The organism is Stenotrophomonas sp. GD03680 (assembly GCF_029844625.1).
GTDB classification, from domain to species: domain Bacteria; phylum Pseudomonadota; class Gammaproteobacteria; order Xanthomonadales; family Xanthomonadaceae; genus Stenotrophomonas; species Stenotrophomonas maltophilia_P.
The window spans coordinates 177,902-204,026 of record NZ_JAOCKC010000004.1; the positions used below are offsets into that span (position 1 = coordinate 177,902).

A 26,125-nucleotide genomic window follows, 5' to 3' on the forward strand; every position below is an offset into this window, starting at 1 on the left:
AAATAGCGTTTAGGGCGCTTGACTTCTATCGTTTAGCCCCCTAATCTGCGGCCGTCGACCAGCACCGTGCTGGACCGCCGGAGCCCGAGATGGACCAAACCGCCCACAACCGCACCGTCACCGACCTCCACCCCGAGGTGGAAGTCCGCCGCCAGCGCCGGAACGTACCGGTCCTGATCGGCAACCTGAAGAACTCTGGCCTGGGTATGCCCGGCGTGGAGACCGCCTATCGCGCAGCGCTGTTCGCTGGCGCCACCGAAGAGATGGCCTGGGAGGCGGCTCGCCGCCATGCCTTGACCATGATCGGGTTCCCGGACGAGCTGTCCGACACCGGCATGGACCTGAGCCAGGTCGAGTCGATGCGGAAGCGCCGTCAGGCTCTGATCGACACCTACCGTGCCCTGCCCAACCCGTTCGCCCTGGGCGCCGATGTGCAGGTGGCGGCATGAGCGACGCAGTCAACGCGCTGGCGATGCTGGATGCCCAACTCAAGGATCGAGCCGAGCGCGCCGCGCGCTACGGCAGGCACGCCGACAAGGCTGCCGTGAAGCTTGGCGCACGCCAGGTCACCGCCGACCGCATGGCGGATCACGCAAAGGTCCTGCTCACTGAACTCCTCGCACTCCGTGACGCGGTCGCCGAGCTGATCGCCGCCGATTCGGAATACGACCGTGCCCGCGCGGCATGGCTCGCCGACCACTCCAAGCACAACGAATTCCTCGCGGCGCGCGAAGCGTGGAATCGCCGCGCCGCCGCCCTCGCCCGCGTCAAAGGAGAAGCCGCATGAGCACCAACGTTCGCCAGATCCGCGAGTTCCAGGCCGTGCGCGATGCGATCGCCAGCACCGGCCTCAGCCCGGCGCCGCTGTTCCGCCGCCTCAACGCTGAGCAGCGCCTCGGCAATCGTGGCCTGTCGGTGGTCGACAACGCGCTGCGCCTGCGCCGCCAGTTCCGGGACGAGTTCACCAACCAGCCGGGCCCGGAGGCCGCATGAGCGACAAGACGCCCCAGTTTGAGGATCTGCTGTTGGCCGAATCCACCCGCATGTCTGCGGAGTTCATGGTCTACGGCGCGCTGATCGGCTTCATCGTCGGCGGCACGGCTGTACTGATCTTCCAGGACATGTTGCAGGCGGTGATGGCATGACCCGCGCCCAGCTTTCAGCAGTGCTGGCGATCTTTGCCCTCGGCGTGCTGCTGGGTTCCGCCATCGCGGCCCTGTGGGTCTTCCGGAACGTCCTCTCTGCCGTCTTCGCCGCCGCCGCGTTCATCGCCTGGGTCATCTGGGTCATCTACGGCGCGTGGAAGCACCTGATCGAACTGCTGTCCCCTTCCACCAGCAGCCAGGGATCGGCCTCACGTGAGCCGGCGGACGACCTGCAGTAACCCACTGCCGGCCTGCCCGGCTCAACCGAAGAGGTCCACATGTTCCACCTGAAGAAGATCCCTGCGACGGTCACCAACGTCAACCTGCGAATCGAGAAACATGGCGATGAGCGGCACTTGGCGGTCGACATTTCCATCACCACCAGCACCAGCAACCTGGTGCTGGACCACTTCGACAAGGAACTGCGCAAGGCGCTGTTCAGAAAGCCGGGCAAGGGTGAGCAGCAATCTCTGCCGACCATCGGCGACCACCTGACCGAGATCAAGATTCCGAGCCTGGAGCCCATCAAGGTTGGCCATGAATTCAAGGGTTTCGAGCTGCAGATCGACGGTGAGCTGGACAGCACCCAGCCGATCTTCCTGGTGGACGTGAAGCTCAAGAATTTTGTGATTGCCCCGAAGGAAGGCGGCAGCGTGGAGCTGTCGTTCAAGGCCTCCGCCAGCGTCACCCCCGACGAAGTTGCCGAACTGACCGAAGCGCTGATCCGCGCAAACGTCGTCCTGACTCTTCAGCCCGGCCAGGCCGATGAAACCACGCAGCAGGAAGACCTCGCTGCCTGATCCCCCCGCCCTGCGCTCCCCCCCCTGTGGCGCATGGCTGACAGCCCGGAAAGACGGGCAACCCTCTACCCGCCCTGGAGCACAACATGACCAGCACCACCCCGGCCACCGGCCGCATCCAGCTGTTCGACGTCGACAGCTCGCAGATCCACAGCATCGGCCACGACGCCGCCACCAACACCCTCGCCATCTGCTTCAAGCGCGGCAGCGGCGATGCGCGCGGCCCGGGCTCGGTCTACCACTTCGCCAACTTCAGCGCCGAGGAGTTCCAGGCGTTCAAGGACGCCGAATCCATCGGCAAGCACTTCACCGCGTACATCAAGCCGTTCCCGGAGAAGTACCCGTACCACAAGGTCGCCGAGCAGCAGCTGGCCGCCTGACCGCCTACGGAGAGGAATGCGCAGGCTGATGCGCTCACGTCCGGGAAAGAACCCCCGATGTAGTTCGGGGCTGGTAGCGAAAGCGAATCCGCTGGTGACGGCGGAACCGGCAGACCCGGTTGATGCTGGCGAAGCGACGCGCGGTGACCGTTGAACGTAGGCGGGTTTGAGTCCCGTCAAGCCGGAGATCAGCACCGGCCCTCTCCCCCCTATTCCCACAACGCCGGCCACGCCGGCCGGAGACCATAGACATGAACGTGCCTGCTCAGGCGATTGCGACCCGCCAAGATTTCAGCGGTACCAACACCACATTGGCTGTATCCGAAACCGCGTCGACTGCCGTCGCCGCTCAGGCCAAGGCCATGGTCGAAGCTCGGTATGTGATGGCGCTGCAACGGCCGCGCATCTGGGACCAGGTGCGCCAGGACCTCCTGCGTGAATGCCGCCGCCCCAGTTTCGCTAACAACAAATCGGCCTACTACCGCAAGCCGATTGGCGACGGCGTCGAAGGACTCGGAATTCGCTTCGTTGAAGTCGCGATTCGCTGCATGACCAACGTTCTTGTCGAGACCACTATGGTCTACGAGGACGACGCGAAGGAAATCCACCGCGTCTCTGTCACTGACCTCGAATCCAACGTGACCTACCCGCTGGATGTTCGCGTTACGCGAACCGTGGAACGGTCACGCCCCTCTGATGATGGAAGCTACATCAGCGTCCGAAAGAACAGCTATGGCCGGAACGTCTATACCGTCACGGCAACGGATGATGACCTCCTGAACAAGCGCTCCGCGCAGATCTCCAAGGCGATCCGTACGCTCGGGCTTCGAATCATCCCGGGGGACCTGCAGGACGAAGCCGAGGCCATCATCAAGGCCATTCGCCTGGACTCTGCCGCGGCTGATCCGAGCGCAGAGCGCAAGCGGATTGCTGACGCCTTCGGCGAGATCGGAGTGAAGGCCGCGGATCTGGCAGAGTTCCTCGGTCATTCTCTCGACACCTGCTCGCCTGCCGAGCTGGTCAATCTGCGCGGCATCTACGGTGCGATTCGCGACGGCGAGGCATCGTGGAAGAGCGTAATGGAGAACAAGGCAGATCAAGCAGCGTCTGGCCAATCGGGTGGTGACAAGAAGCCTCCGTATACCAAGGAAGCGTTCACCGCCGCATTGCCGCAGTGGAAAGCGGCTATCGCGGCCGGAAAGAAGACCCCGGACGCCATCATCGCGATGGCGCAGACGAAGGGCACGCTCACCGAGCAGCAGAAGGAGCAGATCCTGGCGCTGGCTGAGAAACCCGAGAGCGAGCAGCGGACCGGCCCGGCCGTGGCTGAGGAGGTGGCCGAATGATCACCGTCGAACTGATCCAGGGCACGCCGGAATGGCATGCCCACCGCGCCAGCCACTTCAACGCCAGCGACGCGCCGGCCATGATGGGCTGCAGCCCGTATAAAACCCGCAGCCAACTGGTGCGCGAGTTCGCCACCGGCGCGACCATCGAGCACGACGCTGCCACGCTGCAGCGCTTCGCCGACGGCCACCGCTTCGAAGACCTGGCCCGGCCGCTGGCAGAGCGCATCATCGGCGAGGAGCTGTATCCCTGCGTCGGTGTGGACGGCAAGTTCTCGGCCAGCTTCGACGGCCTGACCTTACTGGAAGACACGGCCTTCGAGCATAAGTCGCTCAACGACGACCTGCGTCTGGCCATGCCGCTGGACGGCACCGATGCCTGCCTGCCGCTGCACTACCAGGTGCAGATGGAGCATCAGGCCATGGTCAGCGGCGCCGAGCGCGTCCTGTTCATGGCCTCGAAGTGGGCCGGCGACGAGCTGGTCGAGGAGCGCCACTGCTGGTACACCCCGAACCCGGAGCTACGCGCCAGGATCGTGGCCGGCTGGGCCCAATTCGATGCCGACGTGCTTGCGTATGACCCGGCGCCGGTCGCCGAGCCGGTGGCCCCCGGCCGCGCCCCGGACCAGATGCCGGCCCTGCGCATCGAAGTGACCGGCATGGTCACCGCGTCAAACCTCGCCGAATGGAAGGAGCAGGCCATCGCCGTGTTCCAGGGCATCAGCACCGAGCTGGTCAGCGACCAGGACTTCGCCGATGCAGAGAAGACCGTGAAGTGGTGCGGCGACATTGAGGACCAGCTGAAGGCGGCCAAGCAGCATGCCCTCAGCCAGACCCAGAGCATCGACCTGCTGTTCAAGACCATCGACGCGATCGCTGAGGAAGCCCGCTCCAAGCGCTTGGCGCTGGAGAAGCGCGTCAAGACCCGCAAGGACGAGCGGCGCACCGAGATCGGTAACGCCGCCCGCCGCGCCGTGCAGCAGCACGTGCTGGCCATCAACGAGACGCTGGGCGAGCACGCCATCCCGATGCCGGCGCAGCTGATTGCCGATATCGGCGACGCGATGAAGGGCAAGCGCTCGTTCGCCAGCATGCAGGAAGCGGTGGATGCAGTCGCCGCCAACGCGAAGGTCGATGCGAGCCAGTCAGCCGAGCGGATCCGCGCCAACATCCGCGTGATGGAAATGGAGGTCGGCACCCATGCCGCGCTGTTCCCCGACCGCGTGCAGCTGTGCTCCACGAAGTCGGCAGAGGACCTGCGCAACTTGATGGCGGCGCGCATCTCCCAGCACCAGCAGGCGGAGCAGGATCGGTTGGACGCCGAGCGCGAGAAGATCCGCAAGGAAGAGGAGGAGCGCGCGCAGAAGGCCGCCGCCGCTGAGCAGGCAGCCCAGGCAGCGCAGACGGCAGCGGCCCAGCAGCAGACCGAACCGGTGGCAGCCGCGCCGGCAGCGACTGCGGTACCGGTGCGCACCGCTCCGACGGCAGTGACGAGCGCCCCGGCACCGAACGCCGCGCCGCGCGAGGTGGTCAAGATCAAGCTCGGCGACATCAACGCGCGCATCGCCCCGCTCTCGATCAGCGCCGATGGGCTGGCCCTGCTGGGGTTCAAGCCGATCAACGCCACCGGTGCCGCGAAGCTCTACGACCAGGCGCAGTTCCCGGACATGTGCCGGGCCATGATCCACGGCCTGCAGGATGCGGCCGACCAGTACCCGCTGGCCGCGTGATGGAGTTCTGGCGCACCAGCGAACTGCGGGCCCTGCGCCAGATGGAGGGCTGCGACGCGATGACCGTCGCGGCTGCCCTCGGGCGCACGCCCCGCGCGGTCCAGGACATGGCTCGCTGCCAAGGGATGCCGGTACCGCGCCAGCCGCACGCCCGGTACTGGCCGGTCACCACCAAACGCCGCGCCCGGCAGCTCCGGGCCAGCGGCCACACCGTCAACCAGATCAGCGCCGCACTGGGTGTCCCGTTCGGGACCGTGCGCCGCTGGGTCTACGAAGGAGCAGCAGCATGAGCAGCATTCACGTGCGGCCGGTATTCGGCCAGGCGAGTGACCGCGAAAAGGAGGAGGACCGCCAGAAGCTGGCAAGCGACATTGCGCGCTTCGAGGCCGCCGGCGACAAGGTCCAGATGCTGGGCACCAGCGGCATCGACAGGCGCACGATCAGCCGCCGGCAGGTGGTTGAGGGTGGTGCTGATCGCCGCAGAGCTGGGAAGAAGGGGGCAAGCCATGGGTGAGTACGCCGACATGATGATCGACGGCGACTTGTGCGAAGGCTGCGGCGTCTACCTGCCGGGTTGTGGCCAGGGATTCGCCCGCTACTGCCGCCACTGCCGGCCGACGAAGGAAGAACGCAAGGCCGAGAACATCGCACGCCACACTGCCGAGCAGGCCCGCCAGAAGAAAGTGCCGTGCCCCGCCTGCGGGCGCCGGGTGCGCGAAATCGGCCTGGCCGACCATCAGCGTGACGCGCACGGGGTGACGCCATGAGCCGCCACATCGCCCGCCGCGCGCCCAAAGAAACGATGGGCTTCGCCTGGGGTCGGTTCCCGACCGTGGATGGGAGCGCCATCACTTGGCGCCTGTACCGCCGAGACCACCGCCGTGCGCTACACATGCACGAGCTGACGTTCTTCGCCCATCAGGACCGCGCGGTGATCGCCGGGCACCTTCGCCGCGCGCGCCGCTACCTGCGCGACAAGGTGGACGACATCGACCTGGTGGCGTTGGGGGTTGCGGCATGAGGCCTTGCTCATTCACACACCTACGAACTGCTGCCGCCTTCCCGTCGTTGGCGGCGTCGCTCCGCATCTGCTTCATTCATCGTTCGGATCTCATCGAAGGTGAAGGACTTAAGCCCCGGAAGGTCGGCGAAGTACTGCAGGAGCTCTTTCTTCGTCTCGCCAAAGAGTGCCAGGCGCGCTTCGATATCGGTCAGCACCTTGTTGCGAATTCGAAGCAGGTCGACACCGGGAGATTGGGCCAAGCCCTCGGAGAACAGGGGAATGCTCGACCAGTTGGTCATGTTGTTGACGATGGAGATGGCCAGCATGTCGGGAAAGACGTCAAGCTGATCAAGAAACCGCTCGTGCATCCGAAATACGTCGGGACCCAACGGTCTTGCATAGATTTTTTCGAACTGGGAGATGTCCTTAGCGGTAGCAGCCTCCAGCAGTTTGCTCAGCGTGGTCAGATGCCTAGCTGCCTCAGTCAGTTCACGGTCAAATATCTTTGCGAGCCGCCTCGCTCGCGATTTTCGAGCTTGGGCAATTCGCTCAGCTTCTGCCTCTTCGCGCCTCAGAGCTGCGTCCAGATCATCCTTGCGGATTCTATCAGCCCGGGTTCGCTCGCTGTTTCGATGCTTGTTCTCTACCCAGATTGCACCCATGGCCACGACCACTGCGGACGCTGTCGCCACTGCAGAGACGACGTCCCAGTCGATCACGCAGGTCGGCGCACGAGGATCGCAAGAGACCGCACCCGCCACCAACCGCCAGAAATATTCCACCACGCTGCACCCCCGTCCCTGTTGGAGACGATTCTGCCATGACCTACATCCATCCGAACGACCGGGTCTACGCGCTGGAGCGCGCGTTGGCCGCTGCCGTTGCCCAAGGTGAGGACCGCAAGGTGCAGGACGACCTGCGCGAGATCCTGGCCGAAGCCAGGCGCGAGGCCCGGGGGTGAGCGGCCTGGTGCTGGTGCCGGCGCCTGAGAATCCTGGCATTCCCGCGCGCATGCGGCAGCCGACGAAGGACGCCTACCGGCAGTGGCTGGCCCAGGCCAACGAGCGCATCCAGCAACTGCAGGCCGAGGTGGCCGAGCTGCGCGCAGGCGGCAGCACCAGCACCACCCGGCCCGGCCTGGTCGCAGACCTGGTTACCGCTGCATCGGCCCTCGGGCACCACGAAACGCTGCGCAGCAGCAGCGACGAAACCATCGACTACTGGCGCAAGCGCGTTGAGCAGCTGCGCGCCGAATTGAACGGAGAACACCATGGCTGACGGCTCCCGCGCCCCAGAGATCCGCGTTGCACGCAAGACCCGCCCGATGCTGGTGGCCGACCTGTTCTGCGGCGCCGGCGGCCTGTCCAACGGCACGGCCCGCGCCATGCGCCAGCTGGGCCTGCCGGTGCAGATGATCGGTGTGAACCACTGGCCAGTCGCCATCGAGACCAACCGCCGCAACCACAAGGAGCACGCCGACCGCATCCACTGCGCGGACCTGGAATCGGCCCTGCCGCTGACCATCGTCCCCGAGGGTCGCCTGGACCTGCTCACGGCTGCCCCGTCCTGCGTCTTCCACAGCCGCGCGCGCGGCGGCCGGCCGGTGCACGACCAGCAGCGCATGGACCCGTGGCACGTCGTGCGGTGGTGCACGGAGCTGCGCGTGGCGCGCGTGCTGGTGGAAAACGTGCCGGAGTTCATGGACTGGGGCCCGTGCAGTCTGGTCACCGGCCGGCCGATCAAGTCGCGCCGCGGCGAGTACTTCCGCGCGTGGGTTGCCGCGTTGGAGGCCGTGGGCTTCAAGGTGGACTGGAAGGTCGTCTGCTGCGCCGACTTCGGCGACCCGACCACCCGCCGCCGCTTCTTCCTGATCGGCCGCAGCGACGGCAAGCGGCTGTCCTGGCCGGAGTTCACGCACGATCGCGTGGGCGGTACCGACCTGCTGGGCAGCCGTCCGCGCTGGCGTGGCGCCCGCGAGGTCATCGACTGGACCATGACCGGCAAGAGCATCTTCACCCGCAAGAAGCCGCTGAAGCCGAACACCCTGCGGCGGATCCTCGCTGGCGCGGTGAAGTACTCCTGGCCCCGACCATACATCGATGCCGTGCAGGCTCTGCTCGACGGCCAGGCCCCGCGACTGGTGTTCAGCCGTGCCGAGGCCGTGACCCTGGGCCTGGTCAGCGCGGATCCGATGCTGGTCCACCTGCGCGGAACCAGCGAGCAGCATCTGCAGGCCACGGCGAAGTCCGCCGACGAGCCGCTGCCCACGCTCACCGCCGGCGGCAGCCATGTCGGTCTGGTGCTGGCCACCAGCAGCGGCGGTGCCGCGCGCGACCTCGACCAGCCTCTGCCGACCATCACCACCGGCGGCGCGGGTGCTGAGCGCCCCGGCTGCGCACGGCCGCAGCTGGTCGAGCCGATCATCGTCCCCACGTCGAACACCAGCAGCGCCGGCGTGCCCCGCTCCGCCGCTGAGCCGATCCGGACGGTGACCACCGCCAAGGGCGGCGACCAGGCGCTGGCTGTGCCGCTGGTGGCCCAGTATTACGGCGCCACCGCCACCGCGCAGTCGGTGGCCGAGCCGGTCCCGTCCGTCACCACCAAGGCCCGATTCGGCCTTGCCGAGCCGGTGCTGATGCGCGCCTCGCACGGCGACAGCGACGGCAGGGACCCCGCCGGCCGCGTGCTGGATCTCGACGGCCCGCTGCCGACCCCGACTGCAGCCGGTGGCGACATCAGCATGGCGCAGCCCATCGTCATGCGCGGCAACGTCGGTACCGGCCGGACGGGCGACATGCGGCCGGCCAGCGAGCCCATGCCCACCATCACCTGCTCCGAATCCCTGGCGCTGGCCGAGCCTTTCACCATGCCGGTGACCCACCACGGTGGCGAGCGCGTAAGAGGCGTGGGTGAGCCGCTGCCGACCATCACCGGTGCCAACCGGGGCGAACTGGGCCTGGCCGCCGCTGCAGCAGATGTCGCCGACGAGGTCCGGATCGACATCAACTACCGGATGCTGCACTGGCGCGAGCTGGCACGGGCCACCTCATTCGATGACGAGGGCGAGGTCTACGACTTCGCCGGCAACGCCACCGAGATCACCAAGCAGATCGGCAACGCGGTACCGAACCGCACGGCGAAGGCACTGGCCATGGGCCTGATGAGGGACGCCGCATGAGCATCCGTCGCCAACACGCCAACAACGGAATGGCCGCCGGTGGCCGTCCGATCCGGATCCCCCGCTCGATCGACAGCGTGCGCGCGCACCTGAAACGGCACCTGGTCGAAGAAGGCAAGCGCATGCAGGACCTGGCCGACGCGTGGGGCTGTTCGAAGCACAACGTCTACGACCTCTTCTACCGCGACCGGCCCATCTCCCCGACCCACATCGAGCTCGCCGCGAAGCTGCTCGGCCTGGACGAGTTCGACACCAACGAGCTGCGCCTGCTCGGTGCCCGCGAGGCCGGCTGGCAGATCGACCCCAAATTCCTTCTGGAGACGCACGCATGAACACCACGATGGCAGACGGCGCAGAGCAGCGCCTGGACGCACAGATCGCCGAAGCGCTCTTCGGCCAGCCGGGCATGAGCAAGATGGACGTAGCCAACCGCGTGCGCGAGCTGCGCGGGGATGGGCCGGCGCTGCTGGTTCCGCGCGAGCCAGGTCAGGACGAGCGGGCACGGTTTGAGGCGTGGGCCCATGCTCAGAGCTACCGTGGCGGGAACATCATGGCCGACCGCGATTCAGTCCATCCGGACGTGTACGCCGATCCGGTCGCCCAGCTGACATGGAAGAGCTGGCAAGCAGCCCTCTCCGCCCAGCCCTCCCCGGCTGGGCAGGGGGATGCGCTGGCCCTCTCACCGGACGAGAACCCGCTCGATGTGCTTGCGCGCGCTTGCAACGTGCTTGTCGCCAAGGGGCATAGCCGATTGGCTGACCGGCTGGAAGGTGCGCGCTTATGTGTTGAACTGCTTGTAGAGTCCGCTAGTGCCGGAACCGAAGAATGTGGCGACCGCGCGGTAAGCACTGGGCTTTGGTTTGGCCCCCAGCGAGCTACGCGACTTCGCCAGGCGTTGGCACCGTTCGCGGGAAAGATCGACCGGCAGGCCGACGCTCTCGCCGCCCGCCAGCCGGTGGGGCAGATCACCGACACCGAAATCGACGCGCGGCTCAATGCCCTCTACCGCGAGATGGTGGACAGCGGCCAGCACAACGGCGGCATGTCGGGCGTTGCTTGGGACCGGGCCGTCTATCGCATGGCATCAAATAAGCCGTCCGGAAATTCCGGAGAACTGGCCGTTGATGCTGCCCGCCAGCCGGTGGGGACGATGCCTGAGTGGTACGAGCTGGTCATCCGCGACGTTTGCGAGCTGGACCCGGAGGACCCTGATGCCGCCGACACAGTGTGCATCCGGCTGCTCGACCTGCGACTGATCATGGAGCGGCATGCACTGCCCGCGCAGGCCGTGGACCTGGGGCCGGTGCGCGAGGCGCTGCAGGCCGCTGAGGGGCTGGCAACCATCTGCGCCTCAGTTGATGGCTATTCCCGAGAGGAACTGGCCGCCAGTGGCCGCGCGATGAGGCAACAGGTCACCGATGCGCGGGCCCGGATCGACAGCCAGGCGGTGGGCAAATGAGCCTCCCCTACGAGAACGCCACCAGCGGCAACAACGCGATCAATGACATCCAAAAGATGCTGCGATCCTTCGGATGCCAGCGCTTCGCCACCGGTGAAGACTACGAGACCGGCGAACTGTTCATCCAGTTCGAGCACCGCGGGCGACAGGTGCAGCTCAAGGCCAGCGCGCGCGGCTACGCAGCCGCCTGGCTGCGCGAGCATCCTTACGGCCCCCGGATCCGGGCCACTCGAGCCGAACACGAAGCCAAGGCGCTCAAGATCGGCGGCGTGGCCGTCTATTCGATCCTGCGCGACTGGGTGAAAGGCCAGGTCACGGCAATCGAGATCGGCATGCTGACCTTCGAGGCCGCGTTCCTGTCGCACATCCTGCTGCCCAGCGGGGAGACAGTCATCGAGCACGTGCAGCACCAGAAGCTGCTGCCGCAGGAGATGCCCAATGGCTGACCCCTATCGCGACTTCCTCGAGCGCAAGGTTCGCGTCGCCCCGTCGCTGGGCTTCGACGTTCAGCCGGAGGACGTTTCCCCGATCCTCAAGCCCCACCAGCGCGACAGCGTCGTGTGGGCGTGCCAGGGCGGCCGGCGCGCCCTGTTCCAGCGCTTCGGCCTGGGCAAGAGCGTGCAGCAGCTGGAGATCTGCAGGCTGGCCCGCCAGCACCAGGGCGGCGCGGTCGGCATCGTGATCCCGCTGGGTGTCCGGCAGGAGTTCCGTCGCGATGCAGCGATGCTGGGCATGGCTACGCGGTTCGTGCGCTCCAGCGGCGAGGTCGACCCCGAGTTCGACGGCGTGCACCTGACGAACTACGAATCGGTGCGCGACGGCAAGCTGGATCCCAACCTGTTCACCGCGGCCAGCCTCGATGAGGCGTCGGTGCTGCGCAGCTTCGGGTCGAAGACCTACCAGCAGTTCCTGACCCTGTTCGATGACGTCCGGTACCGGTTCGTCGCCACCGCGACGCCGAGCCCGAACCGCTACAAGGAGCTGATCCATTACGCCGGTTTCCTGGGCGTCATGGACACAGGCCAGGCCCTGACCCGCTGGTTCAAGCGCGACAGCACTAAGGCGAACAACCTGATGCTGTACCCCCACAAGGAGCGCGAGTTCTGGCTGTGGGTGGCCAGCTGGGCCTTGTTCCTGCAGCGGCCGTCAGACCTGGGCTACAGCGATGAGGGGTATGACCTGCCCGCCCTGCAGGTGCACTTCCATGAGGTTCCGGTCGACCACGGCAGCGCCGGTACCGAACGGGACGGCCAGGCCAAGATGTTCCGCGATGCCGCGCTGGGGGTGATCGATGCCGCCCGCGAGAAGCGCGACACCCTGCCGGCGCGAGTGGCGGCGGTGCAGGAGATCGTCGGTGCACGGCCGGACGACCACTGGTTGATCTGGCACGACCTGGAAGCCGAGCGCCACGCCCTAGCTGCAGCGGTACCGGAGGCGGTCAGCATCTACGGCGACCAGGATCTGGATGAGCGCGAGGCGGCGGTTGTGGCATTCAGCGACGGCGAGACCCGGATCCTGTCGGCAAAGCCGGTCATCGCCGGCAGCGGCTGCAACTTCCAGCGGCATTGCCACCTGGCCGTGTACGCCGGCATCGGCTTCAAATTCAACGATTTCATCCAGTCGATCCACCGCATCCAGCGGTACCAGCAGCAGCACGGCGTCGAGGTGTGGATCGTCCACGCTGAAAGCGAGCGCGAGGTGCTGGCCAGCCTCATGGAGAAGTGGAAGCGGCACGAACAGATGGTGGAGAAGATGAGCGAGATCATCCGGGAATACGGCCTGAGCAAGGCCGCCATGGCGCAGGTGCTGCAGCGATCGATCGGAGTGGAGCGGATCGAGGCCAGCGGAGAGGGCTGGACGGTGGCCAACAACGACTGCGTCCTGGAAACGCGCGGCATGGCCGAGGATAGCGTGGACCTGATCGTGACCTCGATCCCGTTCGCCAACCATTACGAGTACAGCCCCAGCTACAACGACTTCGGGCACACCGACGACAACGCGCACTTCTGGGCCCAGATGGACCATCTGGCGCCGGAGTTACTGCGCGTGCTGAAGCCGGGCCGGATCGCCGCCATCCACGTAAAGGACAGGATTCAGTTCGGATCGGTCACCGGCGCGGGCGCCCCGACCGTGAGCCCGTTCCATGCCGAAACGATCTTCCATTACCGCCAGCACGGCTTCGACTACATGGGCCTGATCACCGTCGTCACGGACGTGGTGCGCGAGAACAACCAGACCTATCGCCTGGGCTGGTCTGAGCAGTGCAAGGACGGAACCAAGATGGGCGCCGGCTCCCCGGAGTACATCGTGCTGCTGCGGAAGCCGCAGACCAACCGTTCGAAGGGCTATGCCGACGAGCCGGTGCGAAAGGAGAAAGCCGCCTACACCAGGGCGCGGTGGCAGGTCGACGCGCATGCGTTCTGGCGCTCCAGCGGCAACCGGCTGATGACTGCCGAGGAGATGGCCAAGCTGGGCCCGGGAAAGCTGGCCAAGATCTTCACCCAGCATAGTTTGGCAGAGGTCTACGACTACGAGGCCCATGTGCGCATCGGTGAGCAGCTGGAGGCACGCGGAGCGCTGCCCTCCGACTTCATGTCACTGGCGCCCGGCAGCCACCACCCCGATGTGTGGCACGACGTGAACCGCATGCTGACACTCAACGGTGACCAGACCAAGAAGGGCCTGGAGAACCACATCTGCCCCCTGCAGTTCGACATCGTGGACCGCTTGATCCAGCGCTACAGCAACCCTGGTGAGCTGGTGTTCGATCCCTTCGGCGGCCTGTTCACCGTCCCGTACCGCGCCCTCAAGCTGCGCCGGCGCGGCCGGGCCGCCGAGCTGTCTGCCAGCTACTTCCTCGATGGGGTGAAGTACCTGCAGGCCGCCGAGCGGGAAATGTCGATGCCGGACCTGTTCGAAGGCCTGGAGCCCCCAATGGATCAAGCCGCATGAGCGCCGACCTGCTGCAAGGCGCCAACGTGCCCGACTTCCGCGAGGTGGGGCATGTGCTGGCCAGCCTTTCTGGCATCGACCTCGGTAAGGCCAGCAAGGCCACAGTGCGCGCCTGGGAGGCTCGCGGCCTGGCCCTGATCGAACTATCCCGTGGGGACCGGGCCGAAGCTGAGCGGATCATGGCCCCCGTATCGAAACGCCGCCACTGCGGCACCAATCTGGCCGCCGCCGGCGCGCCGAAGGAGGAAGCATGAACGACCCGACCACCTTGCCCCGTGTCCCCAACCTGCTCCGCCTTAAGGAAGTTAGCGCAAGGACCGGGCTGGCCAAGAACACCATCTATGACCGGATCCGCCGCGGCGAGTTTCCTGCGCAAATCGACCTCGGCGGCAACTGTTCCGCCTGGTCCGAGGACGAGATCAACGCATGGATTCTGTCCAAAATGGAGGCCCGCAACGTGGATGAGCGGGGTCTGCCGAAAGCCGCGTGATCTGGGGGCACATCTGGGGGCACGTCACTATCGTGTCACATCGAAACCATTGCAGCACAAGGCCTGTAGCGAGTAACGGGATTCCCCTTGGCTCCACCATCCACATGCCCACCAGGGCATGAAAAAGGCCGGAACTCCTGACACCCAGGGTCCGGCCTTTTTCGTTGCGCGCCCCGGGCTAACGGGCCGATGAGACGCGCGACCTGCGCATGACCGAGCCCGGTGGCGACACACCCAGCATCGGGCAGCCGCTGGCTCGGGCCGAGGGCGCTTGCAGCAATGACGCGTCAGGCAGGCTCCTGCCCACCATCCTTGCGCCGTGGACTGCGCGAGTGGGTGTCACGTACCTGCTGGTCGCGCTGTCCCGGACGCTGCTTGGCGACGTCGTCCTGCTTCCGGTCCTGGCGGCTTTCCTGCACCCCTTGGCGTGGATCGGGCGTGTCCTTTTCGTGTCTGCTCATGCGTGGCTCCGCCGCCGGCGGAGGCCGGCGCTGGAGCCACGCTAGAGGTCGCCGGGTAACGGACGGGTCAGTCCGGCGCGAACGCCATGTGCAGCCGCCGGCCGTCCCCTCAGGTGCGATTGATGGATATCCCGCCGTCCACGCGCATCGCACTGCCGGTCACGAAGCTGCCTTCATCGCTGGCCAGGAACAGCGCAGCGTTGGCGATCTCTTCCGGCCCGGCCAGGCGCTTGAGCGCATGCAGCGACCGTACGAAGTCCAGCGCATCCTCGTCTGGCGCAGCCTGCCGGCCCATCTCGGTGTCGGTGCCGCCGGGCAGCAGCACGTTGCAACGCACGCCCCGTGCGCCGTACTCGGCGGCGATCACCTGGCTCAGGCCGATCAGCCCGGCCTTGCTCGAGGCGTAGGCGGCCATGCCGGGCAAGCCGACGGTATGGCCGACGATGGTGCCGACGAACACCAGCGAGCCGCCGCCCCGCGCCAGCAGGGCTGGCAACTGCGCACGCGCGGCGTGGAAGGCTGCATCGAGGTTGGTGGCCATCACCTGCCTCCAGGCGTCCACCGGAAACTCCGCAGCGGGCACGCCCGGCCCCAGCATCCCGGCATTGTTGATCGCGATGTCCAGGCCTCCGAAGGCCCGCTGCGCCAGGTCGACCAGCACCTGTGCAGTGTCCGGCCCGGCGACATCGGCGGCATGCACCACCGCCTCGCCGCCGGCAGCACGGATCTGATCGGCCAGCGCCTGCAACGGCTCCGGCTGCCGCGCGTTGAGCACCAGCCTTGCGCCCTCGGCGGCGAAACGCAGCGCGCAGGCGCGGCCGATGCCGGCGCTGGCACCGGTGATGAGGGCGATCTTGTCGTGCAGGCGCATGTTCGGGGTCCAGGCAGTGAAGTGGACCCTACGATGTCGCGCCCCTGCCCCGTTGACACTCCGTTTCCAGGCCCTGCCGGCGCGTGCAGGAAACGGAGTTTCCGCCAGCGGGGCACGTGCCAGAATCGACGCATGGACACTGCCATCGCAACCACCGATGCCCGCGTCGAACGCGTCTGCCGCCACCTGCAGGCCCGCCTCGACGAACCCTCGCTGCAGGAGCTTGCCGAACTGGCGGGCTGCAGCCCGACCCGGCTGCATCGCCTGTTCAAGCAGGCCACCGGATTGACCCCGAAGCAGTATGCGGCGGCCCTGCGTGCCGATCGGCTGCGCACAGGACTGCAACAGCAGGCGCGCATCACCGATGCCTTCCACGACGCCGGCTTCGGCTCCAGCGGCCGCTTCTACGAGAACGCGCCGCGCCTGCTGGGAATGACGCCCCGGCAATGGCGCAGCGGTGGACGCGGTGAGGTGATCCATTTCGCCATCGCCGAAAGCTCGCTGGGCAGCGTACTGGTGGCCAGCAGCAGCATCGGCGTGGTGGCGATCCTGCTCGGCGACGATCCGGAAGCGCTGCTGCAGTCGTTGCAGCAACGCTTCCGCCAGGCTGAGCTGGTCGGCGCCGACAGCGGCTACGAGCAGCTGGTGGCGCAGGTGATCGGCCTGGTCGAGGATCCGGCACGTGGCGCGACACTGCCACTGGACATCCGCGGCACAGCCTTCCAGCAGCGCGTCTGGCAGGCGCTGCAGCAGATTCCCCAAGGGCAGACCGCATCGTATGCCGACATTGCCGCGCGCATCGGCGCACCGCGCTCCAGCCGCGCGGTCGCGCGTGCCTGCGCCAGCAATCCACTGGCGGTGGCAGTGCCATGCCATCGCGTGGTGCGCCGCGATGGCGATCTGTGCGGCTATGCCTGGGGTGTGGCCCGCAAGCGCGAACTGCTGCGCCGGGAGAACGCCGCCAACGGCTGATGCCGCCCCATCAGGACCGGTGGATGCCGACCGTGGCCGGCTCTCGCGCCGTGGCAGCGCCGGGCCATGCCCTGCGGACACCGGCGAGGGCTCAGTCCAGCTTCACCACCAGCTTGCCGAAGTTGCGCCCCTGCAGCAGCCCGAAGAAGGCATCCGGTGCGTTCTGCAGCCCTTCGACCACGTCCTCGCGGTACTGGATGCGCCCTTCCCGAAGCCAGTGCGCCATCTCGCGCTCGAACTGCGGCCACAGGTGGCTGAAGTCGTGCACGATGAAGCCGCGCACCGTCAGCCGCTGCCGCAGGATCTGGCTGAACAATGCCGGCAGGCGATCGGGCCCGGGATGCTCGACGCCGCGCGCGTTGTAGGTGGCGATGGTGCCGCAGACCGGAATGCGGGCGAAATCGTTGAGCAGTGGCAGCACCGCGTCGAGTACGTGGCCGCCGACATTCTCGAAGTAGACGTCGATGCCGTCCGGCACGGCGGCGCGCAGCTGCGCGGCGAAATCAGCCGCGCGATGGTCCAGCGCCACATCCACGCCAAGCGATTGCAGGTAGGCACGCTTGCCATCGCCACCGGCAATGGCGACCACGCGGGCGCCCTGCAGTTTGGCCAGCTGGGCGACGGTTGCCCCCACCGGCCCGGTCGCAGCGGCGACCACCAGCGTCTCGCCCGGCTGCAGCCGGGCGATTTCATGCAGGCTGGAATACGCGGTGAATCCCGGCATGCCATACACGCCGAGTGCCGTGCTCAGCGGCAGGCCCGCCGGGTCCAGCCGACGCCCCAGCACCTGCGCATCCAGCACCGCATGGGTCTGCCATCCACCCGGCGCCAGGAACAACTCGCCCACCGCGATTCCCGCCGCATTCGACTGCAGCACTTCGGCGACGGTCTGCCCTTCCATCACCGCACCCACGGCAACGGGAGGCGCATAGGAAGGTCCCTCGTCCATGCGCCCGCGCATATACGGATCCAGCGACAGATAGCGGTTGCGCAGCAGCACCTGTCCTGCTGCCGGCGCCGGCAGCGGCGACTGCTCCAGGCGGAAATTGGCAGCGATCGGTGCACCCTGCGGCCGCGAGGCGAGGACGATGCGGGTGGTGGTCGGTTGATCAGCCATGGGATGGACTCTGCTGCGGACAGCATTGGACAGGAGGGGCGACAATACGCCGCGACGATCGGCGCGTGCGGCGGCGAAAACAGCGTTCCATCGCCTGCCTGATGCAACCGCGGCCGCATGCCTTGCCCCTGCATGTTTGCCGATGCGGGCGGCCCGCTGATTTCCGCTGCAGGCGACGACCCTCGCCGCCGCCGCGACCACCCGCCTCGTCCGCCATCGACCGGCGCCGCCACCTCGGCACGACGCAGGATCAACCACTTGCGCCCGCGCAGACGGCAATGTGAAGGTTTTTTTCCAAAATGCTTGCCGAAGACAGCCGACCTCCGTAATATGCGCGTCCTTGGCAGCGACGTCGCTGCAACGAAACACGTGGCCGAGTAGCTCAGTTGGTAGAGCAGGGGATTGAAAATCCCCGTGTCGGCGGTTCGATTCCGTCCTCGGCCACCACGTTCGAAGGCCTGCAGAGATGCAGGTCTTTTTTTTCCGGCCACCGCTGTCGATCGCGGTCCGCCGCACAATCTGGCCGAGTAGCTCAGTTGGTAGAGCAGGGGATTGAAAATCCCCGTGTCGGCGGTTCGATTCCGTCCTCGGCCACCATGCTTGAAGACCTGCAGAAATGCGGGTCTTTTTTTGTTTCCGGCGCGCCATGCAGGCGGTTGACGAAACATTCACACCGGCACGCAGCACGCCCCCTACGCTCCAGTGTCCTGCCGGAGTCTGCCGATGCATCTGCGCCCTGCCCTGTTCGCCTGCCTGCTGCTGGCTTCGCTGTCCGCGACCGCCAGCGAACCCGTGCGTGCCGTCGATGCACTGGACATCGACCGCTATGCCGGCCAGTGGCACGAGATCGCCCACCTGCCCGTGTCGTTCCAGAAGCGCTGCGTCGGCGACATCACCGCACACTATGCATTGCGCCGCGATGGCCGCATCAGCGTCACCAATGCCTGCCGCAATGGCGACGGCGAACGCGTGGTGGCTGAAGGCGTGGCCCGGCCCGTGGCCGGACATCCCGGCCAGTTGCAGATGCGCTTCGTCCCCGACTGGCTGAGCTGGGTGCCGCTGGTCTGGGCCGACTACTGGGTGCTGGCGCTGGATCCGGACTACCAGTGGGCGATGGTCGGCGGCCCTGACCGCAAGTATCTGTGGATCCTGTCGCGCCTGCCGGAGATGGACCGCGCACGGTTCGAACAGCTGAAGGCCAAGGCCGAGGCGATGGGCTACGACCTGGCGCCGCTGCGCCTGATGGCGCCGATACGCGACGCACCGGCCGACTGAGCCGCCCTCCGGCTGCGCGCAACGCGCCCGCTCCGGCGCTGTGCGTGCCCGGCCGCCATCTTCACGCGCTACCCTCTGCGGCGGGTCGCCACAGGCGATCCACTTAACCATACGCCGTAGTATGCTTACGCCAACGCACCCCCTTGAGAGGACTTGCGCCCATGTTGCACCGTTTCCGTACCGTCTTGATCGTCCTGTGCACCCTCGCCCTCGCCGCCTGCAGCGACGGCATCGTCAAGCGCGTCTCGGAACCGGCCGCCAGCCTGCAGCAGCTGACCGTCCGCGCCGACGGCAACTGGACCGTGGCGCTGCGCCTGCAGAACTACAGCTCGATGCCGATGACCTTCGACGATGTGTCCCTGGCGCTGAGCGTCGGCGACAGCGAAGCCGGCACCCTGCAGGCCCGTCCCGGCATCTCCATCGGCGGCACCTCCGCCGACGTCATCACGGTCGACCTGGTGCCCAGCTCGGCCGCACGCCTGGTGGTGGCCGATGCGCTGGCCGGCAACCGCACCCTGGCCTATGGCCTGAAAGGTTCGGTGACAGCCACGCCGCAGGAAAAGAAGCAGCGCAGCTTCGACGTCAGCAGCCGCAGCACGTTGAACCAGGCGCCGGGCCTGCCGGGCGTGCTGCGCTGAACACCACTTTCCATCGCGGCGCACCGCGCCGCTCTCCCTGTCCCTGATCGAGACGTATCCGATGAGCAGCTACACCGCCCCGCTTTCCGACCTCCGTTTCGCCCTGCACGACGTGCTCAAGGTCGAACCGCTGTTCGCCCGCCTGGGCTTCACCGACGCCACCGCCGACGTGGTCGATGCCGTGCTGGAGGAAGCCGGCCGTTTCAGCGCGAGCGTGCTGGCCCCGCTCAACAGCGTGGGCGATGAAATCGGCTGCGTGCTCGACCAGGCCACTGGCGAAGTCACTACCCCGCCTGGCTTCAAGCAGGCCTATGACCAGTTCGTCGACGGCGGCTGGACCGGCCTGACCGCCGCACCCGAGCTGGGCGGCCAGGGCCTGCCGCACACCCTGGGCGTGCCGCTGAATGAAATGATCAACGCTGCCAATCTGGCGTGGGGCAATTTCCCGCTGCTCTCGCACGGCGCCATTGAAGCGCTCAAGCAGCACGGCGAAGCGTGGCAGCACGACGCCTTCCTTAAGCCCCTGATCGAAGGCCGCTGGACCGGCACCATGTGCCTGACCGAACCGCACTGCGGTACCGACCTGGGCCTGCTCAAGACCAAGGCCGAGCCGAACGCCGATGGCAGCTACGCGATCACCGGCACCAAGATCTTCATCACTGCCGGCGAGCACGACCTGACCGGCAACATCGTGCACCTGGTGCTGGCCAAGCTGCCCGACGCGCCTCCGGGTGCAAAGGGAATCTCGCTGTTCGTCACCCCGAAGTTCAAGGTCGACCGCGAGGGCAACGTCGGCGAGCGCAACGCGCTGCGCTGCGGCTCCATCGAGCACAAGATGGGCATCAAGGGCTCGGTCACCTGCGTGATGAACTTCGACGGCGCGCAGGGCTATCTGGTCGGCCAGCCGCACAAGGGCCTGCAGGCAATGTTCACCATGATGAACACTGCGCGCCTGGGCGTCGGCCTGCAGGGCATCGGCCTGTCCGAACGCGCCTATCAGAACGCGCTCAAGTACAGCCGTGAGCGCCTGCAGTCGCGCGCCCTGAGCGGCGCGAAGTTCCCGGACAGGCCGGCCGACCCGATCCTGGTCCATCCGGACGTGCGCCGCATGCTGCTGACGGTGAAGTCACTGGTGGAAGGCAGCCGCCTGCTGGCCCTGCACGCGGCCACCCTGATCGACATCGCCCACCGCGCCGACGACGCTGCCGAGCGCGAGCGCGCCGACACCCTGGTGAGCTTCCTGACCCCGATCTCCAAGGCCTGCCAGACCGAATGGGGCATCGAGAACACCTACAACGCCCTGCAGTGCTTCGGTGGCCACGGCTACATCCGCGAACACGGCATGGAGCAGCTGGCGCGCGATGCACGCATCACCACGCTGTATGAAGGCACCACCGGCATCCAGGCCCTGGACCTGATCGGCCGCAAGACCGCCTCCAGCCAGGGGGCCGGCCTCAAGCTGATGCTGGCCGAGATCGAGGCCTTCGCCAGGGAACACGAGGGCAACGAAGCGCTGGCCGAGTTCATCGGCCCGCTGCGCGCCAAGGCCGCCGAATGGGGCAAGCTGACCATGGACGTGCTACAGCGCGCCGCCGGCAACCCGGACGAGCTGGGTGCGGCCAGCTACGACTACCTGTTCTATTCCGGCTACGTGGTGCTGGCGTACTGGTGGGCACGCAGTGTCGCCGCCGCCGACGCTAGTGCGCACGGCGCGGCATTCGCGCAGGGCAAGCGCGAAACCGCGCGCTTCTACTTCGCCCGTGTGCTGCCGCGTACGCTCAGCCATGCTGCCGCGATCCAGGCCGGTGCCGCGCCGCTGATGGCGATGGACGACGAGCGCTTCGGCGCCTGAGCCCATCCCGCCGGTAGATCCACGCCATGCGTGGATGAGGGGTCAGAGCCCTTTCCTTCGGAAAGGGATCCGACCCCGGCCTGAACGCCCTCGATCCCTCTGGAGAAAAGCCCCCCTTTGTTAAGGGGGGCGCGCCAACGGCGCGGGGGACAGGAGGAATGCGCGGACCTGAATCTTGCGATTTGCGTATCGCCGACGGGCGATACACAAATCGTCAACATTCAGGTATAAGCTGTTCTCCCGATGGAGACAGACACTACACGCTTGGGTCTGATCGAAGCCGGAGCCCCGCTTTCTGCTCCGGGCGTCGAAGCATCGCCCAACGTCACGACGTTGCACCGCCCCGGTTCGGTCCGGCTGCTCTCGCTCGACGCCCACGGACGCGTACTGGACTGGATCACCTGGCAGGATGCCGCCTGCCTCTACGCCCGCGAGGCCGTCGCCTGGACCCTTGGCGACCCCTGCCTGCACATCCACGGCGGAACCAACCGGTTCAGCGGCCTGCAGAGTGGCCTGGACCTGCATCCGATCATCGCCGCGCGCGGCCACGCGCGATCCCGTGCCATCGACCCTACCCCGAACCTGACCAACCCGGCCCTGTTCGCCCGCGATTCGCACCTGTGCCTGTATTGCGGCCAGCAGTTCAACCGTCCCTCGCTGACCCGCGACCACGTCATGCCGCTGTCCAAGGGCGGGCTGGACTGCTGGGAAAACGTAGTCACCGCCTGCTTCCACTGCAACTCGCGCAAGAGTGACCGTACCCCCCAGCAGGCCGGCATGCCGCTGCTGGCGGTGCCCTACCGGCCCAGCTGGATCGAGCACCTGATCCTGTCCAACCGCAACATCCTGGCCGACCAGATGGCGTTCCTGAAAGCGCAGCTGCCCAAGCGTTCCAAGCTCAGCACCTGAACCTGCCGGCCGGCAACCCTCACCGTCCTGTCACGGACGGCGGCGTTTGCTTGCCCCACCCCCGTTTGAGGGCGAAAATGGTCGTTCAGAACACGTGCGAACATGATGATCGACTCTGCCCGCTATCCCCGCCTCGCGCACATCCAGACGCCGGATGACCTGCGCACGTTCGACGAATCCGAGCTGAGGGCGGTCGCCGACGAACTGCGCGCCTACCTCATCGAATCGGTGGGCAAGAGCGGCGGACATTTCGCCGCCGGCCTGGGCGTGATCGAACTCACCGTCGCCCTTCACTACCTGTACCAGACCCCGCATGACCAGCTGGTCTGGGATGTGGGCCATCAGACCTACCCGCACAAGATCCTCACCGGCCGCCGTGACGAGATCCACACCGTCAAGCAGAAGGACGGCGTGGCGCCGTTCCCCAAGCGCGAGGAAAGCGAGTTCGACACCTTTGGGGTCGGTCATTCCTCGACCTCGATCTCCGCCGCACTGGGCATGGCCATCGCCCGCCAGTCACAGGGTGACGACCGCAAGATCGTGGCAGTGATCGGTGACGGCGCGATGACCGCCGGCATGGCCTTCGAGGCGCTGATGCACGCGGGCGGCATGGAGCCGGAGCCGAATCTGCTGGTGATCCTCAACGACAACAACATGTCGATCTCCGAGGCCGTCGGCGGGCTGACCAAGATGCTCGGCCGCGCCACCGGCAGCCGCACGCTCAATGCACTGCGCGAAGGCGGCAAGAAGATCCTGGGCGACAAGAAGAACAATCCGGCGCGCTTCGTGAAGCGCTGGGAAGAGCACTGGAAAGGCATGTTCGTGCCCTCCACGATGTTCGAGGAGATGGGCTTCCACTACACCGGCCCGATCGACGGCCATGACCTGCCCGCCCTGCTGTCCACGCTGAAGACGCTGCGCGCCTCCAAGGGCCCCAAGCTGCTGCACGTGATGACCACCAAGGGCAAGGGCTACGAGCCTGCCGAAGGCGACCAGATCGGTTATCACGCAGTGGGCCCGTTCGATCCCGACAAGGGCCTGGTGGCCAAGACCGGCGCCAAGAAGCCGACCTACACCGACGTGTTCGGCGACTGGCTGTGCGACGCTGCCGCCGCGGAGCCACGCCTGTACGGCATCACCCCGGCGATGCGCGAAGGCTCCGGCCTGGTGCGCTTCAGCAGGGAATACCCGCAGCGCTACTTCGACGTGGCGATCGCCGAGCAGCACGCGGTCACCCTGGCCGCCGGCATGGCCACCCAGGGCGGCAAGCCGGTGGTGGCGATCTATTCCACCTTCCTGCAGCGCGCGTACGACCAGCTGGTGCATGACGTGGCCATCCAGGACCTCGACGTGCTGTTCGCGATTGATCGCGCCGGCGTGGTCGGACCGGATGGAGCGACGCATGCCGGCAACCTCGACCTGAGCTTCCTGCGCTGCGTGCCGAACATGGTGGTGATGGCCCCGTCGAACGAGGCAGAGTGCAGGCAGATGCTCAGCACCGGCCTGCAGTACGCTGGTCCGGCTGCGGTGCGTTACCCGCGTGGCAGCGGTACCGGCGTCGCGGCCGGCAGCGACCTGTCCACGCTTCCGATCGGCAAGGGCGAGCTGCGCGTGCAGGGCAGCCACATCGCCCTGCTGGCGTTCGGCAGTACCGTTGCCGCCGCCGAACAGGTCGGCCGCGAGTTGGGCCTGAGCGTGGTCAACATGCGCTTCATCAAGCCGCTGGACCGCGACCTGGTGCTGGCAATGGCCGCCCAGCACGAAGGCCTGGTGACCATCGAAGACAACGTGGTGGCCGGTGGCGCCGGTTCCGGCGTGGCCGAGCTGCTCAATGCCGAAGCGGTGCTGCGACCGATCCTGCATCTCGGCCTGCCCGATGCCTACCAGCACCATGCCAGCCGCGAGGACCTGCTGGCTGAAGCCGGCATCGATGCCGCCGGGATCCGCGCGGCCGTGCTCAAGCGCTGGCCGCAGCTGGCTGCCACCACTCCTCCGCTGAGCGCGGCGGGCTGACCGTTCCGGGTGGAACCGGGCAGGCGCCCGGTTTCCCACGCCTGCTGCGGAACGACGCGCGGTCCCTGTTCAACCGTAGCTGATCGCTTCCACGAACGCGCCGCTGGCTTCCACGCGCACGGCGGCGCGCTGCCCGGTGTCCACGAAATGCAGCCTGGCCAGGGCCTGGGCGAAATCGAAGGCGCGGGCGCCGTCGCGGAACTCGATCGGCTCCGGTCTATCCGGATGCAGAACACGCCATTGGCGCTGTTCGCACTGAAGGCGGATCAACATGCAGCTCACTCCTTGAGGCAGCGTATCGATGAAGGCGGAAGGCGTGCACCGGTGCCGGCACGGACTGCCGATGCAATCAGGGCACCCGTGCCCTGATTGCAGACGATACGGCGTTCAAACTGTGAGCAATATCAGATTTTTCTGATTTTGACGCAGATGGCCAGAAGGATCAGTTCACCTGGAACTGGGCGCGGCACCCATCGCTGACCCAGATGCCGCGGCGGTCCCAGCCCCAGGTCCGGCCCTCGATACAGGCACTGCGGGAGTCCTGCCGGATCAGGCGTACGCTGCGGCGGACGCGGGTGTCACAGTATTCCTGTCGATGGCCATTGGAATGACAGGCGATCACTTCGCCACCGCGGCCATTGCCGTTGCCCCATCCACCACCCCAGCCGCCGCCACGACGCGACTCGCCGACGAACTCGGCCCGCAGCCCCGGGTCACCCACACCCCGGAGCGCGACTGGCCCCAGGTCTCGCCCTCCACGCACGGCGAGCCGGACAACTGGCGGATCAGCCGGGGCCGCCCTTCAAGGCGGCACTCATTGCTGCGGTTCTTGACCGATTCGCATCGCACGATGCCGCCCCCGTCGCGGCCGCCATGGCGATCGTCGTCATAACCATAGTTCTGCGCCTGCGCGCCCCCGGCAGCGGCCAGCATCGGCAGCAGTGCGCAGGCCAGGGTGCGCCAGGTGAGTGCGTTGCCCATCGAGATCTCCAGATGAATGCGTGGCGGCAAGCATCCGGGATTCGCGGCGCGGCGCACAGAGGGCAACGCACCGTCGGTTCTTTCCCCATTCAAACAGCTCAACCGCGGCTGACTGCGCCGCAGGGTCGGCCGCTAGGCACCGATCCGCAGTACATCCACTGCCCCCCCCAGCGCCTCCACACGCACGATGCAGTGCTGGCCCGTGCGGCGGTGATGTTCCTGGGCCAGTTCGGTGGCGACATCGAACGCGTCGGCGCCGCGGGCGAACGAGGCGGTGGTGCGCGCCTCGGGGTCCAGCACGAACCAGTGCTGGGCATTGCAGTGGACGGTAAACACCATGATCGACTCCAACGGAGGGAATGGACGCGGCGCCGGGAGGTGAGAGCGCCGATACCTGTTCAGGCTAGCGAGCGCTTCAGGCAGGGCCTATCAGATTTGTCCGAAAAATCCCCGCCGGCGGATCGGAATTCGCGCTTCGTCACATCCCTGAGCCCGTTCACCCCATGACTTTCGTGATTCTTGTCACGAAGTCAGCTTGGCTTCACACTATCGT

General features: G+C 66.8%; 34 protein-coding genes, 2 tRNA genes and 1 pseudogene. 30 read left to right on the top strand and 7 right to left on the bottom strand.

Features of this window, described 5'->3' with window-relative positions:
* Positions 1 to 89 precede the first annotated feature (89 nt).
* The 13 genes from N5J29_RS07070 to N5J29_RS07130 all read left to right on the top strand — a co-directional run bounded on the left by N5J29_RS07070 (position 90) and on the right by N5J29_RS07130 (position 6,422).
* Positions 90 to 449 carry a hypothetical protein gene (locus N5J29_RS07070; RefSeq protein ID WP_197623106.1) on the top strand — a complete coding sequence of 120 codons (360 nt, stop codon included), beginning with the start codon at positions 90 to 92 and terminating at the stop codon, positions 447 to 449.
* Positions 446 to 787, top strand: a complete 342-nt coding sequence (locus N5J29_RS07075; RefSeq protein ID WP_197623105.1) for a hypothetical protein — start codon at positions 446 to 448, stop codon at positions 785 to 787. Before N5J29_RS07070 ends, N5J29_RS07075 begins: the two co-directional genes overlap by 4 nt.
* A complete protein-coding gene (locus N5J29_RS07080) occupies positions 784 to 993 on the top strand; it encodes a hypothetical protein (protein WP_197623104.1) in 210 nt (69 codons plus the stop codon). Before N5J29_RS07075 ends, N5J29_RS07080 begins: the two co-directional genes overlap by 4 nt.
* Complete coding sequence (locus tag N5J29_RS07085) at positions 990 to 1,145, top strand: hypothetical protein (RefSeq protein ID WP_197623103.1); 156 nt, start codon at positions 990 to 992, stop codon at positions 1,143 to 1,145. The genes N5J29_RS07080 and N5J29_RS07085 overlap by 4 nt, the downstream gene beginning before the upstream one ends.
* A complete protein-coding gene (locus N5J29_RS07090) occupies positions 1,142 to 1,384 on the top strand; it encodes a hypothetical protein (RefSeq protein WP_197623102.1) in 243 nt (80 codons plus the stop codon). The genes N5J29_RS07085 and N5J29_RS07090 overlap by 4 nt, the downstream gene beginning before the upstream one ends.
* 39 nt (positions 1,385 to 1,423) lie before the next feature.
* On the top strand, positions 1,424 to 1,945 hold the full coding sequence (locus tag N5J29_RS07095; protein ID WP_197623101.1) for a hypothetical protein: 522 nt from the start codon (positions 1,424 to 1,426) through the stop codon (positions 1,943 to 1,945).
* A gap of 86 nt (positions 1,946 to 2,031) precedes the next feature.
* Complete coding sequence (locus N5J29_RS07100) at positions 2,032 to 2,325, top strand: KTSC domain-containing protein (protein ID WP_197623099.1); 294 nt, start codon at positions 2,032 to 2,034, stop codon at positions 2,323 to 2,325.
* Positions 2,326 to 2,576: 251 nt separating this feature from the next.
* A complete protein-coding gene (locus tag N5J29_RS07105; protein ID WP_197623097.1) occupies positions 2,577 to 3,671 on the top strand; it encodes a hypothetical protein in 1,095 nt (364 codons plus the stop codon).
* The gene (locus tag N5J29_RS07110; protein WP_279924267.1) at positions 3,668 to 5,401 is read left to right on the top strand and encodes a YqaJ viral recombinase family protein; all 1,734 of its coding nucleotides are present in this window, start codon (positions 3,668 to 3,670) and stop codon (positions 5,399 to 5,401) included. Before N5J29_RS07105 ends, N5J29_RS07110 begins: the two co-directional genes overlap by 4 nt.
* Positions 5,398 to 5,691: a helix-turn-helix domain-containing protein gene (locus tag N5J29_RS07115; protein ID WP_197623093.1), complete on the top strand. Its 294-nt coding sequence runs from the start codon at positions 5,398 to 5,400 to the stop codon at positions 5,689 to 5,691. The genes N5J29_RS07110 and N5J29_RS07115 overlap by 4 nt, the downstream gene beginning before the upstream one ends.
* Positions 5,688 to 5,915, top strand: coding sequence for a hypothetical protein (locus N5J29_RS07120; protein ID WP_197623091.1), 228 nt, complete (start codon positions 5,688 to 5,690; stop codon positions 5,913 to 5,915). Before N5J29_RS07115 ends, N5J29_RS07120 begins: the two co-directional genes overlap by 4 nt.
* Entirely contained in the window at positions 5,866 to 6,168 is a 303-nt protein-coding gene (locus N5J29_RS07125; RefSeq protein ID WP_279924268.1) for a hypothetical protein, read from the top strand. Before N5J29_RS07120 ends, N5J29_RS07125 begins: the two co-directional genes overlap by 50 nt.
* A complete protein-coding gene (locus N5J29_RS07130) occupies positions 6,165 to 6,422 on the top strand; it encodes a hypothetical protein (protein WP_197623087.1) in 258 nt (85 codons plus the stop codon). The genes N5J29_RS07125 and N5J29_RS07130 overlap by 4 nt, the downstream gene beginning before the upstream one ends.
* 20 nt (positions 6,423 to 6,442) lie before the next feature.
* On the opposite strand, the gene N5J29_RS07135 is transcribed toward N5J29_RS07130, so the two are convergent.
* Positions 6,443 to 7,189 (bottom strand): hypothetical protein, encoded by a 747-nt coding sequence (locus N5J29_RS07135; RefSeq protein ID WP_197623084.1) that lies wholly within the window; start codon positions 7,187 to 7,189, stop codon positions 6,443 to 6,445.
* Positions 7,190 to 7,224: 35 nt separating this feature from the next.
* Here N5J29_RS07135 and N5J29_RS07140 point away from each other — a divergent pair, with 35 nt between their 5' ends.
* The 9 genes from N5J29_RS07140 to N5J29_RS07180 are packed head-to-tail and all read left to right on the top strand — an operon-like array spanning position 7,225 to position 14,483.
* Positions 7,225 to 7,365 (top strand): hypothetical protein, encoded by a 141-nt coding sequence (locus tag N5J29_RS07140; protein ID WP_154583161.1) that lies wholly within the window; start codon positions 7,225 to 7,227, stop codon positions 7,363 to 7,365.
* Positions 7,362 to 7,682, top strand: a complete 321-nt coding sequence (locus N5J29_RS07145) for a hypothetical protein (protein ID WP_279924269.1) — start codon at positions 7,362 to 7,364, stop codon at positions 7,680 to 7,682. The genes N5J29_RS07140 and N5J29_RS07145 overlap by 4 nt, the downstream gene beginning before the upstream one ends.
* A complete protein-coding gene (locus N5J29_RS07150) occupies positions 7,675 to 9,582 on the top strand; it encodes a DNA cytosine methyltransferase (RefSeq protein WP_279924270.1) in 1,908 nt (635 codons plus the stop codon). Before N5J29_RS07145 ends, N5J29_RS07150 begins: the two co-directional genes overlap by 8 nt.
* Entirely contained in the window at positions 9,579 to 9,914 is a 336-nt protein-coding gene (locus tag N5J29_RS07155) for a hypothetical protein (RefSeq protein WP_279924271.1), read from the top strand. Before N5J29_RS07150 ends, N5J29_RS07155 begins: the two co-directional genes overlap by 4 nt.
* Complete coding sequence (locus N5J29_RS07160; RefSeq protein ID WP_197623147.1) at positions 9,911 to 11,041, top strand: hypothetical protein; 1,131 nt, start codon at positions 9,911 to 9,913, stop codon at positions 11,039 to 11,041. The genes N5J29_RS07155 and N5J29_RS07160 overlap by 4 nt, the downstream gene beginning before the upstream one ends.
* Positions 11,038 to 11,487, top strand: coding sequence for a hypothetical protein (locus tag N5J29_RS07165; RefSeq protein WP_197623080.1), 450 nt, complete (start codon positions 11,038 to 11,040; stop codon positions 11,485 to 11,487). The genes N5J29_RS07160 and N5J29_RS07165 overlap by 4 nt, the downstream gene beginning before the upstream one ends.
* Positions 11,480 to 13,993 (top strand): DNA methyltransferase, encoded by a 2,514-nt coding sequence (locus N5J29_RS07170; protein ID WP_197623078.1) that lies wholly within the window; start codon positions 11,480 to 11,482, stop codon positions 13,991 to 13,993. The genes N5J29_RS07165 and N5J29_RS07170 overlap by 8 nt, the downstream gene beginning before the upstream one ends.
* Entirely contained in the window at positions 13,990 to 14,247 is a 258-nt protein-coding gene (locus tag N5J29_RS07175; RefSeq protein WP_197623076.1) for a hypothetical protein, read from the top strand. Before N5J29_RS07170 ends, N5J29_RS07175 begins: the two co-directional genes overlap by 4 nt.
* Positions 14,244 to 14,483: an AlpA family phage regulatory protein gene (locus tag N5J29_RS07180; RefSeq protein WP_049402489.1), complete on the top strand. Its 240-nt coding sequence runs from the start codon at positions 14,244 to 14,246 to the stop codon at positions 14,481 to 14,483. The genes N5J29_RS07175 and N5J29_RS07180 overlap by 4 nt, the downstream gene beginning before the upstream one ends.
* Before the next feature lie 287 nt (positions 14,484 to 14,770).
* Here N5J29_RS07180 and N5J29_RS07185 read toward each other — a convergent pair whose 3' ends face one another.
* Together N5J29_RS07185 and N5J29_RS07190 are read right to left on the bottom strand one after the other, a co-directional pair.
* Positions 14,771 to 14,944, bottom strand: coding sequence for a hypothetical protein (locus N5J29_RS07185; protein ID WP_164972374.1), 174 nt, complete (start codon positions 14,942 to 14,944; stop codon positions 14,771 to 14,773).
* A gap of 109 nt (positions 14,945 to 15,053) precedes the next feature.
* Positions 15,054 to 15,815 carry an SDR family oxidoreductase gene (locus N5J29_RS07190; RefSeq protein ID WP_164150601.1) on the bottom strand — a complete coding sequence of 254 codons (762 nt, stop codon included), beginning with the start codon at positions 15,813 to 15,815 and terminating at the stop codon, positions 15,054 to 15,056.
* Between the two features lie 132 nt (positions 15,816 to 15,947).
* On the opposite strand from N5J29_RS07190, the gene N5J29_RS07195 reads away from it, so the two are divergent.
* Complete coding sequence (locus N5J29_RS07195; RefSeq protein WP_164150603.1) at positions 15,948 to 16,787, top strand: methylated-DNA--[protein]-cysteine S-methyltransferase; 840 nt, start codon at positions 15,948 to 15,950, stop codon at positions 16,785 to 16,787.
* Between the two features lie 91 nt (positions 16,788 to 16,878).
* Here the strand turns inward: N5J29_RS07195 and N5J29_RS07200 are convergent, their stop codons facing one another.
* Positions 16,879 to 17,904 carry an NADP-dependent oxidoreductase gene (locus tag N5J29_RS07200; RefSeq protein WP_164150605.1) on the bottom strand — a complete coding sequence of 342 codons (1,026 nt, stop codon included), beginning with the start codon at positions 17,902 to 17,904 and terminating at the stop codon, positions 16,879 to 16,881.
* Between the two features lie 371 nt (positions 17,905 to 18,275).
* Between N5J29_RS07200 and N5J29_RS07205 the strand changes: the two genes are divergently transcribed.
* From N5J29_RS07205 to dxs, 7 genes are all read left to right on the top strand, one after another.
* A tRNA-Phe gene (locus N5J29_RS07205) sits at positions 18,276 to 18,351 on the top strand.
* 74 nt (positions 18,352 to 18,425) lie between these two features.
* Positions 18,426 to 18,501 (top strand) — tRNA-Phe (locus tag N5J29_RS07210).
* A 126-nt stretch (positions 18,502 to 18,627) separates the two neighbouring features.
* Positions 18,628 to 19,179: a lipocalin family protein gene (locus N5J29_RS07215; protein ID WP_164150607.1), complete on the top strand. Its 552-nt coding sequence runs from the start codon at positions 18,628 to 18,630 to the stop codon at positions 19,177 to 19,179.
* Between the two features lie 161 nt (positions 19,180 to 19,340).
* Positions 19,341 to 19,817 (top strand): LEA type 2 family protein, encoded by a 477-nt coding sequence (locus N5J29_RS07220; RefSeq protein WP_065181910.1) that lies wholly within the window; start codon positions 19,341 to 19,343, stop codon positions 19,815 to 19,817.
* Positions 19,818 to 19,878: 61 nt separating this feature from the next.
* On the top strand, positions 19,879 to 21,669 hold the full coding sequence (locus tag N5J29_RS07225; protein WP_053518703.1) for an acyl-CoA dehydrogenase C-terminal domain-containing protein: 1,791 nt from the start codon (positions 19,879 to 19,881) through the stop codon (positions 21,667 to 21,669).
* A gap of 243 nt (positions 21,670 to 21,912) precedes the next feature.
* A complete protein-coding gene (locus N5J29_RS07230; RefSeq protein ID WP_053518701.1) occupies positions 21,913 to 22,578 on the top strand; it encodes an HNH endonuclease in 666 nt (221 codons plus the stop codon).
* A gap of 105 nt (positions 22,579 to 22,683) precedes the next feature.
* A complete protein-coding gene (dxs, locus tag N5J29_RS07235) occupies positions 22,684 to 24,591 on the top strand; it encodes a 1-deoxy-D-xylulose-5-phosphate synthase (protein ID WP_065175547.1) in 1,908 nt (635 codons plus the stop codon).
* Positions 24,592 to 24,660: 69 nt separating this feature from the next.
* On the opposite strand, the gene N5J29_RS07240 is transcribed toward dxs, so the two are convergent.
* From N5J29_RS07240 to N5J29_RS07250, 3 genes and pseudogenes are all read right to left on the bottom strand, one after another.
* Positions 24,661 to 24,864 (bottom strand): hypothetical protein, encoded by a 204-nt coding sequence (locus N5J29_RS07240; protein ID WP_053518700.1) that lies wholly within the window; start codon positions 24,862 to 24,864, stop codon positions 24,661 to 24,663.
* A 169-nt stretch (positions 24,865 to 25,033) separates the two neighbouring features.
* Positions 25,034 to 25,572, bottom strand: a pseudogene (locus N5J29_RS07245) (DUF3011 domain-containing protein).
* Between the two features lie 132 nt (positions 25,573 to 25,704).
* On the bottom strand, positions 25,705 to 25,911 hold the full coding sequence (locus N5J29_RS07250; RefSeq protein ID WP_065175527.1) for a hypothetical protein: 207 nt from the start codon (positions 25,909 to 25,911) through the stop codon (positions 25,705 to 25,707).
* Positions 25,912 to 26,125 lie beyond the last annotated feature (214 nt).